We start from the raw sequence: 16,682 nt of genomic DNA on the forward strand, positions 1-16,682 counted from the left end.
GACAATCTTTTTGAGAGTCGCACCTTCGCAACAGATGGCAATTACCAATTATTTCAAGCCCAATCGCCGCCATCGCGTGAGGAGCAAAGATTTCTTCCTGCCTTCGTCGTCTATATTAGTCTGCTGCAGAAGGCATGCACCTTCAGCTGTCCTGCTTTGCGGAATCAGGTCATTTGCAGGCTTTTTCTACTGAAAATCAATGGAGTATCTGGCCGATCCACAGGGATTATCTTTAAGGTAGCGCCTGATATTCTCTTAACCGCGCTTGCGCCGCAAACCTTTGCTATCTTCAGACGAAACGAAAAATACTTCAAATCGCGACAATTGTTGGCAGGCGAATACCTTACCGATTCAGCGGGCCGCAACTTCTTCTTGTTGACAGCGCCATCCAGTGCTCGGCAACGATCTGAACGCGTCAAATTCGCACTTGCCCGAGGGTGCCGTGCCGTTGCGCCGGTGCATGCTATAGATTCGCCGGAATGGCACCCGCTATCAAGCGAAATAGGTTAAAGCCTAATTCCTTCCTATGAGGCGCCAGCCCGTTTGCACGCAGTGAGCTAGCGGTATGGCTGGAACACACCGCAACGACTCAGCCCGCGCCCGAGGAAGAACGCGCCTTCCTTGCGCGCGAATTCCTCCGACCAAGCGATGATCTGCGGCTCCAGTCCGAGCACGCCGTTGAGCGCAACCGGCAGGTAGCGCAGCGGCTTCAGGTACGCGGCTTCCTGTTCCACATTCACGCTGTCGCGCAGCTTGCCGAGCGTCACGGCGAGGATGAAGAGGCCAACGAACTGCGTGGTGAACGTCTTCGTCGAGGTCCCTCCGATTTCACGCCCCGCGTGCGTGGGGAACCCGAGTTCCGTGAGGCTCACCATCGCGCTCGTTGCCACGCCGCACATCGCGCGCGCGTCATGCCGAGCGACTGCGCATACTTGAGCGCAACGAGCGTGTCGGTGGTTTCGCCCGACTGCGAGATCGTCACGACGAACGCGCGGACTAGACACCGACTCAAGATAGTGGTATTCACTCACGGTTTCGACATCGGTGCGGATCTTTGCTATCGATCCGAACCAGTACTTCGCTGTGAGACCCGCGTAATAGCTCGTGTCGCAGGCGAGAACCAGGATGCTGTCGATGTTCCTGAACACGTCGCCTTCCTCGAGGTAGCTGATAGCTCCGCACTGCCGCGATGGCGAGCGCGTCCGAGGCGATGAAGCTCTCGCCGTCGCCATAACCCACCACGATCAGCGAACCAGCATTTGTGCCCACCATCGTATACGGCTGATGGTGTGCAAGACGCCGATCACATAGGCACCCGCGAACTTCTGCACGGCCAACAGGTCGCCTTCTAGAGGCTGTCTTCAATGATCGTGCGGCGCCTGTCCGCGCTGTCGTGGTTGCAGGTGATGGTGGGCGCGCCGATGCTCACGCCCGCATTCTCGTAGCGCAGGTAAAGCGAAAACTGGCCGCCCCGGCACGTATGACGATGAGGCCGTTATAGAGTTGCTCAGCAAGGTTTTGCGTGAAACGCCTCCGGGTTCGACGCATTGGAGCCGGCGTGCAGCGGCCAACGGAACGGGAATATCGAAGAGCTCCTTTACCTGCCACTTCGCCTTGTTCGGTGTGCAAGCTCATCGTACAGAGAGCTTAAGCTGCCCAACGACTCGTTCTCTATCATGAAGGTACACACATCATCGTCGGCACGTACCTGAGCCCTTCGACCAACGCATTGGTGCTATGTGTCGATGAAGAGAGCCAATGCCAGGCACCGAAGCGTGCCTCACCTTTGTTGTAGATGGGACTTGGTTACGTCGAGGATGTCACGCACGATTACGTTCGCTACGGAACAACGACGCCGTTTGCTGCTCTCAACGCTGCGACCGGCGAAGTCATTCCTCAATGCGAGCCGCGTCATCGTCGACAACTATTCGACCCACAAGCATCTGAAGGTCAAGGCATGGCCAGACTGGCTCGTTGTCACATGCACTTCATACTGACGTGCTCAATTTGGGTCAATCAAGCCGAGCGCTGGTTCGGCTTGATCACCCAAAAAGGCAATTTGTCGGGGATCATTCGAGAGCGTGTGCGTCAATTGATTTTCAACATCCAACGGAACGTCGACCAGTACAACCTCCATAAACCGCAAAAACCATGTGAACGGCCGCCGATTCCGTCTGCGAAAAAGTCGGGTGTCTATGCACAGTTATTTGATAGATAGAACATGAGTTACTATTTTCTTCCTTACTGTACGGTGAGCTTTGCGCTCTCCTTCTTGATGAGCCTGTCCAAGCCCCGCATTCCGTTGATTTCTGCGTGAGCCGTTTGACTTCCGTTCGCTTCGTCAGTATGTTTGGCTACGCTCGGCGCATCCGATTGTCTGAGGGCGTCGCCTCAGGTACATCCTCCCTCAATCGCTACCGCCCTCTTCTGTCCCATCGTTACGCCGCGCACACTATTTTCAACCACGGTTCTTTATGAAATATCTTTATCGCTCAAAGTTAAAAACAGACATATTTTTTAATAGATGTGTTTTTAAAGACCGAAATGAATTTTTTTCAGATAACTTTCATTTGTTGGCTAAGGCACAAGAAACCTTGACGTTTAACGAGTCTTTCCTGGACAAGAGCTATAGGAACACAATCGAGACACCATTCAAAGAAATATGGAGAGCAGCACCGGAAGAATATTGCGCTGACGTTCTGCCAACACGGATTCCCGCGTATTCTGGACCGTACGAGAGTTATCTGGAAGAACTGGAAAATACACTTGAGAAGGTGCTCTTGCGCATGGATCCTGCAAAGAAGTATCTGATGGCACATTCCTCGGGATCAGATAGTCGGATTATTTCTGGAACCATGGCACGCCTGAAGCGCCAAGGAAAAATGTCGTTTGATAACGTGTTGTTTCATTGCTGGTGCAGTTTTGAGGTGAATTCTTTCCGCGAGATCATGGCCGCGAACGGCTGGACCAATGTTTCCTTTGTAGACGATAGCCAGCCTGACGTCTACAACATCGGACGGCTCGATATTCCATGCGAGGGCTGGAATCCGTATACGTATCAGCTTGACTTCTGGGGCGATCTTGATCCCAGAGAATACGTGCTACTGTCGGGTGCTCAGGAAACATATTCTGTTCCTTACGACAAATGGCTTTATGCCCGTAGCTTTTTCAATACAAGGGGGGAAAGTATTCACAGAATGGCGGATGTTTTTCAGGATGTTTTTTTCCCGTTCCTGACCCACGATATGCTGGACATCACAGTGTCTATGCCGAAGGAGTGGAAGAACATCGAGGATCCGAGGATAGGTCGAGACAAAGTCAGATCCGATCTGGTGGAGCGACTAGGGTTGATCGATATTCCTGTGCAAAAGGCGGCGTATCGATTCAATGTGTCGCCGGAAAGAAAGACGGCAATGCTCGAGGCGTATGAAAGAAGTAAGTTCAAAAAGAAATATGGAATTCAATTAGACGAAGATGATTTGTTCAGCGATTGGAACGGTTGGAACTCATGCCTCTGGAGCTTTGCTGTCACCGTCTACGAGCCGCTGATGTGATGCACGGATGCGCTCACAATATCGGCATTCCGCGTGCATTTGAAGCTGTTAATTTCAGAGACATCACGATGCTATAACGGACGCAGCAAGCCGGAATTGCACAGTACGGTTCACCGGCTACGCTGAAGCTATCTAGCCATATCTTTAAGGCTAGCGCGGGAGCTTTCGTTGGGTGCCTACAGTTTCACTGTGGGCACGAATCGGTATCCATCCAAAGCAGCCATACTCCCTGCACTCGCAGGGAAGCGCCACCTGCGTCTGGTTGAATAGTTCGCGACTGATACCTTCGCCCGAAACCCTGTACCACGTGATAAGTTCTTCTTTCAGCACGAATTTTCTCTTCGGCATTACACGCATGGATTACCGCTAAATTACCGATAGCGGCCCTCTGTAGCCATGCATGGCCATGGCGATCAACATCGCAGACAGCGTCGGCAAGACCAAATCCAGTACTTTGTAGGCGTCCCAGTGCCATGGGAGCCAACCGATCGCCCAGGTATAAGCATGTGACTCAAAAGCGAGCGCCTCCTCATCATCCAAAGTCTCGAGTTCACACTCGAGTTTCTTGCGCGACCAATACCAGATGATTACGGCAAGCGCCCCAATTCGGAAGTTGAATAACAGCCCGACAGGCACGTGGACCAGCAATCCTTCAAGGCAGTGAGACAGGGACATGCGCCACCTTGCCGCTGCGAACCAGTCAAGTAAAGCAGTCATTGGAGATCCTCCTTGTACTATCTTGCCGATGTTCCAGATTACACTGGCTTCATCTTAGCCGAGCTGCTGATTCTCCTGGTTATACAGTATTCCAATGCTATCGCGTGCCAACGGCCATCATAGCTCTGTCGATAGTACATGGACGCATCTGATTTCCTACTCAGTTATGCCGACTCCCGGATTATGCCGCGTCAAGGTCACTGATGACATTGATCATGTCCTTTTGTGATCGCCGAGCAAATGAAGGCGACGCACACAGTCAGCGTATCAGACGGACTGCCGGCCCGCCACATTGCTGCAGGTTCTGACCGAATTGCCCCAGCGCCCGTTAGATGCCTGCGTCACTGACCTGCTGCCGCTCAATTACGCCAGGCGACTGGCCGACGCAAGTTCTAGCTGAGGCCGCGATCGAACTGCGATCATCCAGGAATTGCGTACTCTCGACATGTCATCACATGCATCGAATTCCGCGCGTCGAATCTATCGCTTGCAATGTACCCCGACGATGATCGCGGCGCGAGCGCATCACGACGGGCCGTCCTTCACATGCAGGCGCCGCGCGTTGGGCTGGCAAGACCGGCGGCAATTGGCCACATTGTTCGTCGGGCCTGCGCGCGTACTAGACTTCGCCTCGCATGTCAGGGTACCGCACATCTGTTCCGTCACGAAGTGGCTCGCACCTCGAAGTTGCGGAGTCGAACCTTCAAATGTGAAATCCAACATCTTCTCGAACACTGAACGGTGGCGTCCGTGATATCTTCGGACACAGCGAGCACCGATAAAAAGTGTATCGACACGCTGATCGTCATCTACGCCATGAAAACCGTACTGGCTTTTCTACCGAGGAGTGACGCGGCACGCCTGAAGAACATCGCACCCGCGCGGCAGACGAGCGCACCTGGCGGCGTCGGAGGAAAAAAGCCCCGCAAGGACCTCGGTCCCGCGGGGCTTTTTCTAACGGGCTAAAACGCTAACGCGTTATCCACCTACCGCGACATCATATGCATACTAACGTTATGCATAACCCACAACGTCCCGCCAACCACAATAACCGCAGTCAACACAGTAAACGCAAACGCCATCACATTCCAGCGTTGCTCCGACGACGCGTTCATATGCAGGAAGAACACCAGATGCACGATGATCTGCACGAACGCGAGACCCGCGATGGCGAACAGCGCGCTCTGCCCCGTCAACGTTCCCGTCATGACGATCGCGAACGCCGCGGCGGTCAGAATGACGGACAGCACGAAGCCCGTCGTATAGCTGCCGAAGCTGCCGTGGCCTTCACCCGAGTGTGCGCCATGGGCGCTATGGCTATGGTCCATTTAGATCACGCTCGCAAGATAGACAAAGGTGAAGACGCCGATCCACACGACGTCGAGAAAGTGCCAGAAAAGACTCAGGCACGTGAGGCGAATCATGTCGCGCTCGGTCAGGTCGCGATGACGCATCACCTGGATCGACAACACGACCATCCAGATCAGGCCGAACGTCACGTGCAGACCGTGCGTGCCGACCAGCGTGAAGAACGACGACAGGAACGCGCTGCGGCTCGGACCCGCGCCTTCGGCGATCAGGTGCGAGAACTCGCGCATTTCCAGCACGAGGAACGCGAGGCCCAGCAGAAACGTCACACCGAGCCAGCCGAGCAGCACGCCCTTACGGTTCTTGTGCGCGCCGAGCATCGCGAAACCATACGTGATACTGGAAAGCAGCAGCATCGCCGTTTCGAGCGCAACGCCCGGAATCTCGAACAGATCCTTGCCACTCGGGCCACCCGCGAACTGATGACTCATCACCGCGAACACCGCAAACAGCGCCGCGAAGATGATGCAGTCGGTCATCAGGTACAACCAGAAACCGAATACCGAGTGCGACGGCACGTGGTCCGGCGCGAGTTGCGGTTCAATCGCAATAGTCTTCTGTAACATCAGTCCACCTCCAGCGCGACCTGAGCATCGGCAACCGCGCCGACACCGGCCACGGCACCAGCGCCGCCGCTGCGTTTCTCTTCGATCAGCGCGACAGTGTCGGCCGGAATGTAATAGCCCTCGTTGTCCTGGAAGCTGTAGACGATCACGGTGGCGATCGCGCCGACGAAGCCGACGATCGCAAGCCACCAGATGTGCCACACGCCTGCAAAACCGAGCACCAGCGAGAACAGACCCACCAGCAGACCCGCGGACGTATTCGATGGCATGTGAATGTCGCGATACTGCGGCACGGTTTGCGCACCCTTGCGCGACTTCATGTCGGAGAATGCATCCAGCTTGCGAACGGTCGGAATGTGCGCGAAGTTGTACGCCGGCGGCGGCGAGCTCGTCGCCCATTCGAGCGTATGACCGTCCCACGGATCGCCCGTGAGGTCGCGGTTTTCCGGCAGATTGCGGTCGCGGATGCTGACGTACAGTTGCAGCAACTGGAACGCGATGCCGATGGCGATCAGCACCGCGCCGAACGCTGCGGCGATCAGCCACGGATGCCATGCCGGATTGTCGTAGTGATTCAGACGACGCGTCATGCCCATGAAGCCGAGCACATACAGCGGCGTGAACGCGACCCAGAAGCCGATCTGCCAGAACCAGAATGCGGCCTTGCCGAGCTTCTCGTTGAGCTTGAAGCCGAATGCCTTCGGGAACCAGTAGTTGAAGCCGGCCAGATAGCCGAACAGCACGCCACCGATAATCACGTTGTGGAAGTGAGCGATCAGGAACAGGCTGTTATGCAGCACGAAGTCCGCACCCGGAATCGCCATCATCACGCCGGTCATACCGCCGATCGTGAACGTGACCATGAAGCCGAGGGTCCACAGAATCGGCGTCGTGAATTGCAGACGGCCCTTGTAGATCGTGAAGAGCCAGTTGAACACTTTGACGCCGGTCGGGATCGCAATCACCATCGTCGCGATACCGAAGAACGCATTGACGTCAGCACCCGAACCCATCGTGAAGAAGTGGTGCAGCCACACGAGGAACGACAGCACCATGATCGCGCAGGTCGCCCACACCATCGTCTTGTAGCCGAACAGCGGCTTCTTCGCAAACGTCGCGACGACTTCCGAGAAGATACCGAACGCCGGCAGGATCAGGATGTACACCTCGGGGTGACCCCATGCCCAGATCAGGTTCAGGTACAGCATCGCGTTGCCGCCGGCTTCGTTCGTGAAGAAGTGCATGCCGAGGTAACGGTCCAGACCAAGCAGCGCGAGCGTCACGGTCAGGATCGGGAACGACGCCATGATCAGCACGTTCGTGCACAGCGCGGTCCACGTAAACACTGGCATCTTCATGAACGACATGCCCGGCGCGCGCATCTTCACGATCGTCACGAAGAAGTTCACACCGGTCAGCAAGGTGCCGATACCGGAGAGCTGCAAGCTCCACAGGTAGTAGTCGACGCCGACACCGGGGCTGAACTTCAGTTCGGACAGCGGCGGATAGGCGAGCCAGCCGGTCTGCCCGAATTCACCGATCACCAGAGAGATGTTGATCAGGATCGCGCTGACCGCCGTCATCCAGAAGCTCAGCGAGTTGATGAACGGGAACGCGACGTCGCGCGCGCCGATCTGCAGCGGCACGACGAGGTTCATCAGACCGACCATGAACGTCATCGCCATGAAGAAAATCATGATGACGCCGTGCGCGGTGAAGATCTGGTCGTAGTGATGCGGCGGTAGAAAGCCTGGGCTCAGGTACGACAGCGCCAGTTGCATACGCATCATGATCGCGTCGGCGAAGCCGCGCAGCAGCATGATGAATGCAACGACGATGTACATGACGCCGATCTTCTTATGGTCGACGGACGTCAGCCATTCGCTCCACAGGTAGCGCCATTTGCCGAAATACGTGATCCCGCCGAGCACAGCCAGCGCGGCGAGCATCATGCCGGCGCCCGCGGTAACGATGATTGGCTCGTGATACGGAATCGCATCGAGCGTGAGTTTTCCGAACATGCGTTACCCCTTGGGCGTACAGTTGGCGTCCTTCATGTTGTCGAGGACGTTGCCGTTGTTGTATCGGGCAATGATGTTGTTGAAGAGCTTCGGATCGACCGTCGAGAAGTACCGCACCGGGTCCTTCTCGCTCGGCGTGGACACCGCGTGGTAGCGGTCCATGTCGAGCCGGTCCGACGACGCGCGCACCTTCGCAACCCATGCGTTGAAGTCCTCGGGCGAGGTGGCGAGCGCGCGAAACTTCATGTCCGAGAAGCCCTTGCCGCTGAAGTTCGCCGCGAGGCCCGCGTAGTCGCCGGCGTGATCGGCGATCAGGTGCAGGCGCGTCTGCATGCCCGCCATCGCGTAGATCTGGCCGCCGAGTTGCGGGATGAAGAACGAATTCATCACCGTGTCCGACGTGATCCGGAAGTTCACCGGCGTGCCGACCGGGAACGCGAGCTGGTTCACCGAGGCGATGCCGAGATCCGGATAGATGAACAGCCACTTCCAGTCGAGCGCGACGACTTCGACGTTGATCGGCTTGACCTGCGACTCGAGCGGACGATACGGATCGAGCTCATGCGTGCTCTTCCACGTCAACACGGCGAGGAACAGAATGATCAGCGTCGGAATCGTCCAGATGGCGATTTCGATCGCGGTCGAATGCGTCCATCCCGGACGGTATTCGGCGTTCCTGTTCGATGCGCGGTAACGCCATGCGAACAGCAGCGTCAGCGCGATGACCGGAATCACCACGATCAGCATGGCCCACGTGGACGTCGCGATCAGATCACGCTCCGCGAGCCCCACACTCCCCTTCGGATTCAGAATATCGAGGTTGCTGCAACCCGAGAGCAGCAACATGAGAGCGGCGGAAAGTAAGCTTGCCGACCCTCGCAGAGCCCGTCCCTTCATATCCACTGCCTCTTTTTTACGACTTCAACGAACGTCATTCGACGGCTCTCCATAAATAAGCGCTCGCATAATAGGGGCGCGCCGAGTGTCGATAAACACTCGATTTAGCAACGATCTATTGCGTCGCGACGCTGTGCGACACGTTGCCGCACACCCATCTGCAAGCGTCATTTGCGATGCTCCGGAACGAAGCACCGAAACGTTGACGCATCGCAAAGTCCCCTGAAAAAAAGCACTGACAATGCACTGGACTCGAAGCGAGTTCGATGAATTGCACCGCGTGTGTTCTCTGCAAAAGGAATGAATAGCAATGCGCAAAAGCGCACGAGCGTTGCCGCATCCCCGAGTGCGGAGGCGGCAACGGTTCTGCGCTTCGTTCTTTTAGCCCGGGGTGTGTAGCGCGGTAGCGGCCGGTGCCGGCGCCGCGGCTTGCAGGTGTTCGTTACTGTCCGCCGGTACGGAATCCGAAGGAAGTGAAGAACGTTCGGACTGAGCGAGCAGCGTGCCGACCGACGGATCGATCGCGTCGGTGAACGGCTTCGGATCGAGACCGATTGCGAGCACGAGCAGCGACATTGCACCGAGCAGCACGAACTCGCGCTTGCCGAGATCCTTGAGCTTCGCGACGCGCGCGTTGGCGATCGCGCCGAAAATCACGCGCTTGTACATCCACAGCGTGTAGGCCGCGCTCAGGATCAGCGTGGTCGCGGCAATGGCGCCGATCCAGAAGTTGAAGCGGATCGCGCCCATCAGCACCATGAATTCGCCGACGAAACCCGAGGTGCCCGGCAAGCCGATGTTCGCCATCGAGAACAGCATCACGAATGCGGCAAAGCGCGGCATCGTATTGGCGACGCCGCCGTACTCGGCGATCGACGCGGTCTTCGTGCGGTCGTAGAGCATGCCGGTGCACAGCAGCATCGCGCCGGACACGACGCCGTACGAGATCATCTGCACGATCGCGCCGGACTGGCCGAAGCGGTTGAAGACGAAAAGACCGAGCGTGACGAGGCCCATGTGCGCGACCGTCGAATACGCGAGCAGGCGGCGCATGTCGGTTTGCACGAGTGCGAGCAGGCTCGAATAGATCACGGCGACGAGCGAGAGCGTAATCATCATCGGCGCGAAGAAGTGGCTCGCCTCGGGGGCGATCGGCAATGCGAAACGCAACAGGCCATAGCCGCCGATCTTCAGCATGCCGATCATCACGGCGGCGCCGGTCGGACCATCGAGGTGCACGTCGGGCAGCCACGTATGGAGCGGCCACATCGGCACCTTCACGCCGAACGCGGCGAGGAAGCCGAGGAAAATCAGCGACTGCGGCACCATGCCAAGATTCGTCTCGCGCCACACCGCGAGGTCGAAGCTGTGCGTCTGGCTATACAGATAGAGCAGCGACATCAGCATCATCAGCGAGCCGAGAAACGACACGAAGAAGAACTTCACGGCCGCATACGAACGGTTCTTATGCCCGTAGGTGCCGATCAGCAGATACAGCGGAATCAGCGTCGCCTCGAACGCGACGAAGAACATCATGCCGTCGAGCGACGTGAACACGCCCTGCATGAAACCCGACAGCATCAGGAACGCGCCGAAGTACTGCGCGGTGCGCTGCGTGATCGACTCCCACGACGCGATCACGATGATGATGGTCGTGAGCGCGGTCAGCGCGACGAGCCACAGCGAAATCCCGTCCACGCCCACATGCCATGCGATATCGAACGTCGGCGACCAGCGGACGTTTTCGACGAACTGCATCGACGTCACGTCGTTGCGGAAATTCGCCACCAGAGGAATCACCGGCAGGAAACCCGCGACTGCGCCGATCAGCGCGAGCCAGCGCGTGCGGTTACGCGCCGCGTCGGACCCGGCGCGCAAAACCACGAACCCGGCGACGATGGGGATCCAGATGAGAAGACTTAGGAGAGGCAATGGCATGTGCTCTGTCAAAACTTGAAGTACAAAACGCCGCGTCAACGCCCTACAAAACAGCGGGCGATGAAATGGATATGTAAGCTGGAGTTCGCTGAAATTGGCGTGCGAACGGGGTTTTCCGCTACACGTTTACCCGTAGCCGAATGACCAAGGGTGGGAGATTACCAAGATAAGAATAATTTTGCAGCGCAACAGCGCGGAAATCCGCGCGGCAATATATTGTTGTGGGGTCGACTCTTGCAAATTGCATAAAAATGTGCGTTTGCACATTGTTACAGATCAACCGGAAGGTCCGGAAAACTTCACGGCAAAAGCTGGCAATTGGCAGTGAATTGACAACTTTTAAGCGTCTGCTTTTTTAGGGTCCGCTCAGCTGGAATAGATCGTGCTCGCACCCTGACGCTTCATGATGGCGATTCGGCACCGGAGATAAAAATTTTTGCCAATAGCGGGCAAAAAAAATTTTGTGCCGAAACTCTGAATCGCCCTGCGAGCGCCACGGAGAACGTGAGGCGCGGCTCGATGTGCAGGCGGCCTGATCGCTCGTCTGGCGAGGCGTGGAACTTCCATTCTCCTTTCATAACGCGATGCATTTCACGCGAGCTGCTGCACAAATTCGCGCGGCGAGGCACACTCAATTCGCCCGGCCAACTCCGTTCTCTGGTCACCTCTTCCGGACCTCCTCGCATGGCGCCTCGTGACGATATCGCCGTTCCCGCACTCGAATGCCGTGGACTAAGCAAACGGTACGGCACCGGCCGCATCGTGCTCGCGCAGCTCGATTTCACGCTCGCGCCCGGCGAGTTCGTCGCGATCATGGGCGATTCGGGCGTCGGTAAATCGACGCTGCTCAACCTGATTGCCGGTCTCGACCGCGCGGATAGCGGCAGCGTCATGATCGACGGCCGCGCAGTCGATCAACTTGACGACAACGCGGCGACGCGCCTGCGCCGGCAAAAGCTCGGCTTCGTGTTCCAGGCCTTTCACGTGCTGCCGCATCTGACGCTCGCGCAGAACGTCGCGCTGCCGCTGCTGCTCAACGATCTGCCGACCGCCAGCGCGCTCGACATGCTCGCCGCGGTCGGCCTGGGCAGCCGCGGCGACGACTTTCCGCGCGAACTCTCCGGCGGCGAACTGCAGCGCGTCGCGATCGCTCGTGCGCTCGTGCATCGCCCTACGCTGATTCTCGCCGACGAACCAACCGGCAATCTCGACCCCGCGACCGCGCACGACGTGCTGGGTCTCTTTCGCGCGCAAAGCAAGGCGACCGGCGCGGCCACGATCATGGTCACGCATTCGGAAGCCGCGGCCGCCGTAGCCGACCGTGTCATGGTCCTGAGCGACGGCGGGCTGCATGCCGCGTCGACGAAATTCGCACAAGCCGGCGGCCCGCTTGCGCATGCGTCCCCCGCCCGCTCGACCGACGATGCCCGCTGACCTTCGCCCACCGCCGCGCATCGCAGGACACCGCGTTCTCGCGCGCTGGCTGCTTGGAGCCGAATGGCGCAGCCATCGGGGGCGAGCCCTGGTTGCCATTGCAACGATCGCGCTCGGCGTCGCACTCGGTTACGCAGTACAACTCATCAACAGCGCGGCCTTCAACGAATTTTCCGCAGCCGCGCGCAGCCTGTCCGGCGAAGCGGATCTGCAGGTGCGCGGCGCACAGCCGTTCGTCGACGAGTCGATCTATCCGCGCCTGTCCAACGAACCGGGCGTGGCGCTCGCGAACCCCGTGCTCGCGCTCGATGTCGTGGTGCCGGGCCGCGAAAATGCACTGCCCGTGCTCGGTATCGACGTCTTCAAGGCAAGCCGGATCACGCCCGATCTGACCGGCGTGCCGTCGCAGGATCGGCCGTTCGATACGCTCGCCTCCAATGCGGTGTTTCTGTCGACGGCCGCACAGCAATGGCTGAACGTTAAAACCGGCGACGCCGTGACGCTGCGAAGCGGCACGTCGAGCGTGCGTCTGCGCGTCGCGGGCAGCCTTGTGAGAACGCGGCCAGGTCAGCGACTCGCCGTCATGGATATCGCCGCCGCGCAGTGGAAGTTCGGCAAGGTAGGCAAGCTGTCGCGCGTGGACGTGCAGCTCGAGCGCGGCGTCGACCGGGAGCGCTTCAAACGCGATCTGCAGGCGCGGCTCGGCAATACGTGGGTCATCTCCGAGTCGCGCGACACGGGAAGCCGCACCGACCGCCTGTCGCGCGCCTATCGGATCAACATGAATGTGCTCGCGCTCGTAGCGCTTTTCACGGGCGCATTCCTCGTGTTTTCGACGCAGGCATTGAGTGTCGTGCGACGCCGTTCGCAGTTCGCGATGCTGCGTGTGCTCGGACTCACACGCGCTCAGCTATTGCGTCAGATTCTGCTGGAAGGCGCGTTGCTCGGTCTGCTCGGCTCGCTGTGCGGCCTTGCGCTCGGCTATGCGATGGCAAGCGGCGCGCTGCGCTTTTTCGGCAGCGATCTGGGCGGCGGCTATTTTCCCGGCGTGCAGCCGCAGGTCGGTTTCGAGCCGCTGGCTAGCGTGCTGTTTCTGGCGCTCGGCGTCGCGGTTTCGGTATTGGGCAGCATTGCACCCGCTGTCGATGCGGCGCGTGCGCATCCGGCTGCGGCACTCAAAGCGGGCGCTGAAGAAGGCGCGTTGGCGCGGCTCGCGACGCCGTGGCCTGCGCTCAGCTGCCTGCTCGCCGCCGTCGTTCTCACACGCTTGCCGGCGTGGTTCGATACGCCGATTGCCGGCTATCTCGCCGTCGCGTTGCTGCTGGTCGGCGGCATAGCATTGATGCCGCGCGTCACCGCGTTGATATTCGGCGCGGCGAGTCGGGCATACGGCACGCGACGCCACATCGGCGCCGCGGGCACACTCGCGATCGCGCGTCTCGCGAATGCGCCGGGCCAGGCGTCGATCGCAATGGGCGGCGTGCTGTCGAGCTTCGCGCTGATCGTCGCGATGGCCATCATGGTGGCGAGCTTCCGGGTGTCCGTAGACGATTGGCTCACGCATCTGCTTTCCGCGAATTTGTACGTACGCGTGGCGTCGAGCGGCAATAGCGGAGACAGCGGCGGCTTGCGGCCTGACGAACAGGCACGGATTGCGGCGGTTCCCGGCATCCGGAGCGCCGCGTTCGCGCGCATCACGCATCTGACTCTCGACCCTGCACGGCCGGACATCGCCCTGCTCGCACGCGAAATCGACGCAGCGGATCCGGGTGCGAATCTGCAGATGACCGGCGCGGCGCTGCCGCCTTCCGCATTTCACGCCGGCGAAATACTTGTTTGGGTGTCCGAAGCAATGGTCGATCTGTATGGATATCGGGTGGGCCAACGCGTGCGGTTGCCGCTCGGCGCGCACGGCGAGGTGTTCGTCGTGGCAGGCGTCTGGCGCGATTACGCGCGTCAGAGCGGCGCCATCCAGATACGGCTCGCCGACTATCGGCGGCTGACCGGCGACATCAGCGCAACCGACGTTGCCGTGACTGTCGAGCCGGGCATGAGTGTCGAACGCGTCATCGATGGATTGCGCGCGCTGCCTTTCGGCGCGTCGCTGGAGTTATCACAACCTGGCGAGATCCGCGCGCACACGCTGGTGATTTTCGACCGGAGTTTCGCGGTCACTTATCTGCTCGAAGCGGTCGCCATCGTGATCGGGCTGTTCGGTGTCGCCGCAACGTTTTCCGCGCAGACGCTTGCGCGTGCTCGAGAGTTCGGCGTGCTGCGGCACGTCGGCGTGACGCGCGCGCAGATCCTCGCGATCCTCGCGTCAGAAGGCGGCCTGCTTACAGGTTGCGGGATTGCGCTCGGCTTCGCGCTCGGTTTTGCGATCAGCCTCATTCTCGTCTTCGTCGTCAATCCGCAGTCATTCCATTGGAGCATGTCGCTGCACGTGCCGTGGATCGTGCTCGGCACAGTCGCGTGGGTGATGCTGGTTTTGTCGTGCACGACGGCGGTGGTGGCTGGCCGCGGCGCGGTGTCGGTGGACGCGGTGCGCGCGGTGAAGGAGGACTGGTAATGCGGGCTGCGAGAATTACGCGCACGCGGCCGGCCGTTTCCCGGCGAAGCGCGTGTGAGTGGGGAAAGCCGCCGGCTCAGAAGACGGCGCTGCGTTTCGACGTGGCTGGCGGGCTTTGTATTGCGCTGCGTGGATACGCGGCGCGAATCGGACGCGTGCGGTGTGCGGCGCCGCTGGCGACTGTGCTTCGCGTGACGCGGTGTGCGCATGCAACGCTCTTCGGAGCGTCCCTCGCTATGGCGTGCAGGACCGACTCACGGTGGCGATGGTCTCGCCTGCTTCTGCGAAGCGGGCTTTGTCTCGGCGTGGCCGCTGCGTCTTCCGCGTTTGCCGGCAGTGGTGATTTATCGGCTTCCGCGTCTGCGACATTTGCCGCAGTCACACCGGATCATCCGATCTCGTTGCCGCTGGACAGCGGCGCGCATCCGGCTTTTCGCACCGAGTGGTGGTACGCGACCGGCTGGCTCAACACGCCCGACAATCAGCCGCTCGGATTTCAGATCACGTTCTTCCGTTCGGCGACGGGTCACGATCCTGCCGATCCGAGCGCTTTCGCACCTTCGCAACTGATCATCGCGCACGCCGCGTTGAGCGACCCGGCGCTCGGACATCTCGTTCACGATCAGCGCATCGCTCGCCAGGGATTCGGGCTCGCATATGCGAAGCCGGCCAATACCGACGTCAAACTCGACGCGTGGAAGATCATTCGTGCCGCAGACGGCCACTACGACGTCAGCGCCGACGCGAGCGGATTCTCGCTACATCTCGTGTTGACGCCGACGCAAACTCCGTTGATCCAGGGCGAGCGAGGCTATTCGCGCAAAGGACCGCGGCCCGAGCAGGCAAGCTATTACTACAGCGAACCGCAATTGCGCGTGACAGGCAGCGTGATGCGTCCTGCCGCGGGTGGAAGCGTCCGCGATACGATCGTGACGGGCACTGCGTGGTTGGATCACGAATGGTCGAGCACGTTGCTCGACGCCGATGCGATCGGGTGGGATTGGCTCGGAGCCAATCTGACGGATGGCTCGGCGCTGATGGCATTCAGGGTGCGTCGCCGCGATGGACGTGCACTATGGGCACACGCGACGCTTCGCAGGCCCGATGGACAGGTAACGACGTTTGGTCCGGATCAGGTCGACTTCACGCCCGTTCGCACATGGCGCTCGCCGCATACGGGCGCGTCGTATCCGGTCGCGATGGTGGTCAGGACCGGCGCGTTGACGTGGCAGCTCAATCCGCTCATGGACGATCAGGAACTCGATTCACGGCAGTCAACCGGTGCGGTGTACTGGGAAGGAGCGGAGCGGGTAAGCCGCGCAGGTGTGGATGCCGGGCGGGCGTATCTGGAGCTGACGGGTTACGCGGGCGCGCTGCGCATCGGGACGCGCTGAAGGACGCACGTGAACGGCTCCGGAGGCCGCCGGATTGAGCGTTTCAGTCCGACCGTATGACGCCCCGGAACGAGGGCGTAAACGCCAGAACCCCGGTTCTCGTGTCGAGAGACCGGGGTTCAGTCGTTACAGCATGAGGAGCCTGACGATGACCTACTTTCACACGGGCAATCCGCACTATCATCGGCGTGGAGTCGTTTCACGGTCCTGTTCGGGATGGGAAG

General features: G+C 59.5%; 12 protein-coding genes and 1 rRNA gene. 5 read left to right on the forward strand and 8 right to left on the reverse strand.

What is annotated here, in order from left to right; all coding sequences use genetic code 11:
* Positions 1 to 557: 557 nt before the first annotated feature.
* Complete coding sequence (locus B9Z01_RS23575; protein WP_085487477.1) at positions 558 to 1,232, reverse strand: SIS domain-containing protein; 675 nt, start codon at positions 1,230 to 1,232, stop codon at positions 558 to 560.
* Between the two features lie 563 nt (positions 1,233 to 1,795).
* Here B9Z01_RS23575 and B9Z01_RS35085 point away from each other — a divergent pair.
* Positions 1,796 to 2,218: a hypothetical protein gene (locus tag B9Z01_RS35085; protein WP_143809042.1), complete on the forward strand. Its 423-nt coding sequence runs from the start codon at positions 1,796 to 1,798 to the stop codon at positions 2,216 to 2,218.
* Between the two features lie 256 nt (positions 2,219 to 2,474).
* Positions 2,475 to 3,554 carry a hypothetical protein gene (locus B9Z01_RS23580; RefSeq protein ID WP_244196143.1) on the forward strand — a complete coding sequence of 360 codons (1,080 nt, stop codon included), beginning with the start codon at positions 2,475 to 2,477 and terminating at the stop codon, positions 3,552 to 3,554.
* A gap of 366 nt (positions 3,555 to 3,920) precedes the next feature.
* Here the strand turns inward: B9Z01_RS23580 and B9Z01_RS23585 are convergent, their stop codons facing one another.
* From B9Z01_RS23585 to B9Z01_RS23615, 6 genes are all read right to left on the reverse strand, one after another.
* On the reverse strand, positions 3,921 to 4,271 hold the full coding sequence (locus B9Z01_RS23585; RefSeq protein WP_085487479.1) for a hypothetical protein: 351 nt from the start codon (positions 4,269 to 4,271) through the stop codon (positions 3,921 to 3,923).
* Positions 4,272 to 5,257: 986 nt separating this feature from the next.
* Positions 5,258 to 5,599 carry a cytochrome o ubiquinol oxidase subunit IV gene (cyoD, locus tag B9Z01_RS23595; protein ID WP_085487483.1) on the reverse strand — a complete coding sequence of 114 codons (342 nt, stop codon included), beginning with the start codon at positions 5,597 to 5,599 and terminating at the stop codon, positions 5,258 to 5,260.
* Complete coding sequence (gene cyoC / locus B9Z01_RS23600) at positions 5,600 to 6,205, reverse strand: cytochrome o ubiquinol oxidase subunit III (RefSeq protein ID WP_085487485.1); 606 nt, start codon at positions 6,203 to 6,205, stop codon at positions 5,600 to 5,602.
* On the reverse strand, positions 6,205 to 8,226 hold the full coding sequence (cyoB, locus tag B9Z01_RS23605) for a cytochrome o ubiquinol oxidase subunit I (protein ID WP_085487487.1): 2,022 nt from the start codon (positions 8,224 to 8,226) through the stop codon (positions 6,205 to 6,207). Before cyoB ends, cyoC begins: the two co-directional genes overlap by 1 nt.
* 3 nt (positions 8,227 to 8,229) lie before the next feature.
* Positions 8,230 to 9,123 (reverse strand): ubiquinol oxidase subunit II, encoded by an 894-nt coding sequence (gene cyoA / locus B9Z01_RS23610; RefSeq protein ID WP_085487489.1) that lies wholly within the window; start codon positions 9,121 to 9,123, stop codon positions 8,230 to 8,232.
* Between the two features lie 381 nt (positions 9,124 to 9,504).
* Positions 9,505 to 11,061, reverse strand: a complete 1,557-nt coding sequence (locus B9Z01_RS23615) for an NADH-quinone oxidoreductase subunit M (protein ID WP_085487491.1) — start codon at positions 11,059 to 11,061, stop codon at positions 9,505 to 9,507.
* Between the two features lie 684 nt (positions 11,062 to 11,745).
* Here B9Z01_RS23615 and B9Z01_RS23620 point away from each other — a divergent pair.
* The 3 genes from B9Z01_RS23620 to B9Z01_RS23630 all read left to right on the forward strand — a co-directional run bounded on the left by B9Z01_RS23620 (position 11,746) and on the right by B9Z01_RS23630 (position 16,458).
* On the forward strand, positions 11,746 to 12,495 hold the full coding sequence (locus tag B9Z01_RS23620; RefSeq protein WP_085487493.1) for an ABC transporter ATP-binding protein: 750 nt from the start codon (positions 11,746 to 11,748) through the stop codon (positions 12,493 to 12,495).
* On the forward strand, positions 12,485 to 15,064 hold the full coding sequence (locus B9Z01_RS23625) for an FtsX-like permease family protein (RefSeq protein ID WP_085487495.1): 2,580 nt from the start codon (positions 12,485 to 12,487) through the stop codon (positions 15,062 to 15,064). Before B9Z01_RS23620 ends, B9Z01_RS23625 begins: the two co-directional genes overlap by 11 nt.
* Before the next feature lie 236 nt (positions 15,065 to 15,300).
* Positions 15,301 to 16,458 (forward strand): lipocalin-like domain-containing protein, encoded by a 1,158-nt coding sequence (locus B9Z01_RS23630; protein ID WP_085487497.1) that lies wholly within the window; start codon positions 15,301 to 15,303, stop codon positions 16,456 to 16,458.
* Between the two features lie 140 nt (positions 16,459 to 16,598).
* On the opposite strand, the gene rrf is transcribed toward B9Z01_RS23630, so the two are convergent.
* Positions 16,599 to 16,682, reverse strand: a 5S ribosomal RNA gene (gene rrf, locus B9Z01_RS37070); the annotation flags it as partial.

This window comes from Paraburkholderia susongensis (assembly GCF_900177725.1).
GTDB classification, from domain to species: Bacteria; Pseudomonadota; Gammaproteobacteria; order Burkholderiales; family Burkholderiaceae; genus Paraburkholderia; species Paraburkholderia susongensis.

Bases quoted from the DNA above. Each gene is read 5' to 3' on its own strand.
- B9Z01_RS23575 (WP_085487477.1), bottom strand. From the start codon at position 1,232: ATGGCGACGGCGAGAGCTTCATCGCCTCGGACGCGCTCGCCATCGCGG.
- B9Z01_RS35085 (WP_143809042.1), top strand. From the start codon at position 1,796: ATGGGACTTGGTTACGTCGAGGATGTCACGCACGATTACGTTCGCTAC.
- B9Z01_RS23580 (WP_244196143.1), top strand. From the start codon at position 2,475: ATGAAATATCTTTATCGCTCAAAGTTAAAAACAGACATATTTTTTAAT.
- B9Z01_RS23585 (WP_085487479.1), bottom strand. From the start codon at position 4,271: ATGACTGCTTTACTTGACTGGTTCGCAGCGGCAAGGTGGCGCATGTCC.
- cyoD (WP_085487483.1), bottom strand. From the start codon at position 5,599: ATGGACCATAGCCATAGCGCCCATGGCGCACACTCGGGTGAAGGCCAC.
- cyoC (WP_085487485.1), bottom strand. From the start codon at position 6,205: ATGTTACAGAAGACTATTGCGATTGAACCGCAACTCGCGCCGGACCAC.
- cyoB (WP_085487487.1), bottom strand. From the start codon at position 8,226: ATGTTCGGAAAACTCACGCTCGATGCGATTCCGTATCACGAGCCAATC.
- cyoA (WP_085487489.1), bottom strand. From the start codon at position 9,123: ATGAAGGGACGGGCTCTGCGAGGGTCGGCAAGCTTACTTTCCGCCGCT.
- B9Z01_RS23615 (WP_085487491.1), bottom strand. From the start codon at position 11,061: ATGCCATTGCCTCTCCTAAGTCTTCTCATCTGGATCCCCATCGTCGCC.
- B9Z01_RS23620 (WP_085487493.1), top strand. From the start codon at position 11,746: ATGGCGCCTCGTGACGATATCGCCGTTCCCGCACTCGAATGCCGTGGA.
- B9Z01_RS23625 (WP_085487495.1), top strand. From the start codon at position 12,485: ATGCCCGCTGACCTTCGCCCACCGCCGCGCATCGCAGGACACCGCGTT.
- B9Z01_RS23630 (WP_085487497.1), top strand. From the start codon at position 15,301: ATGGCGTGCAGGACCGACTCACGGTGGCGATGGTCTCGCCTGCTTCTG.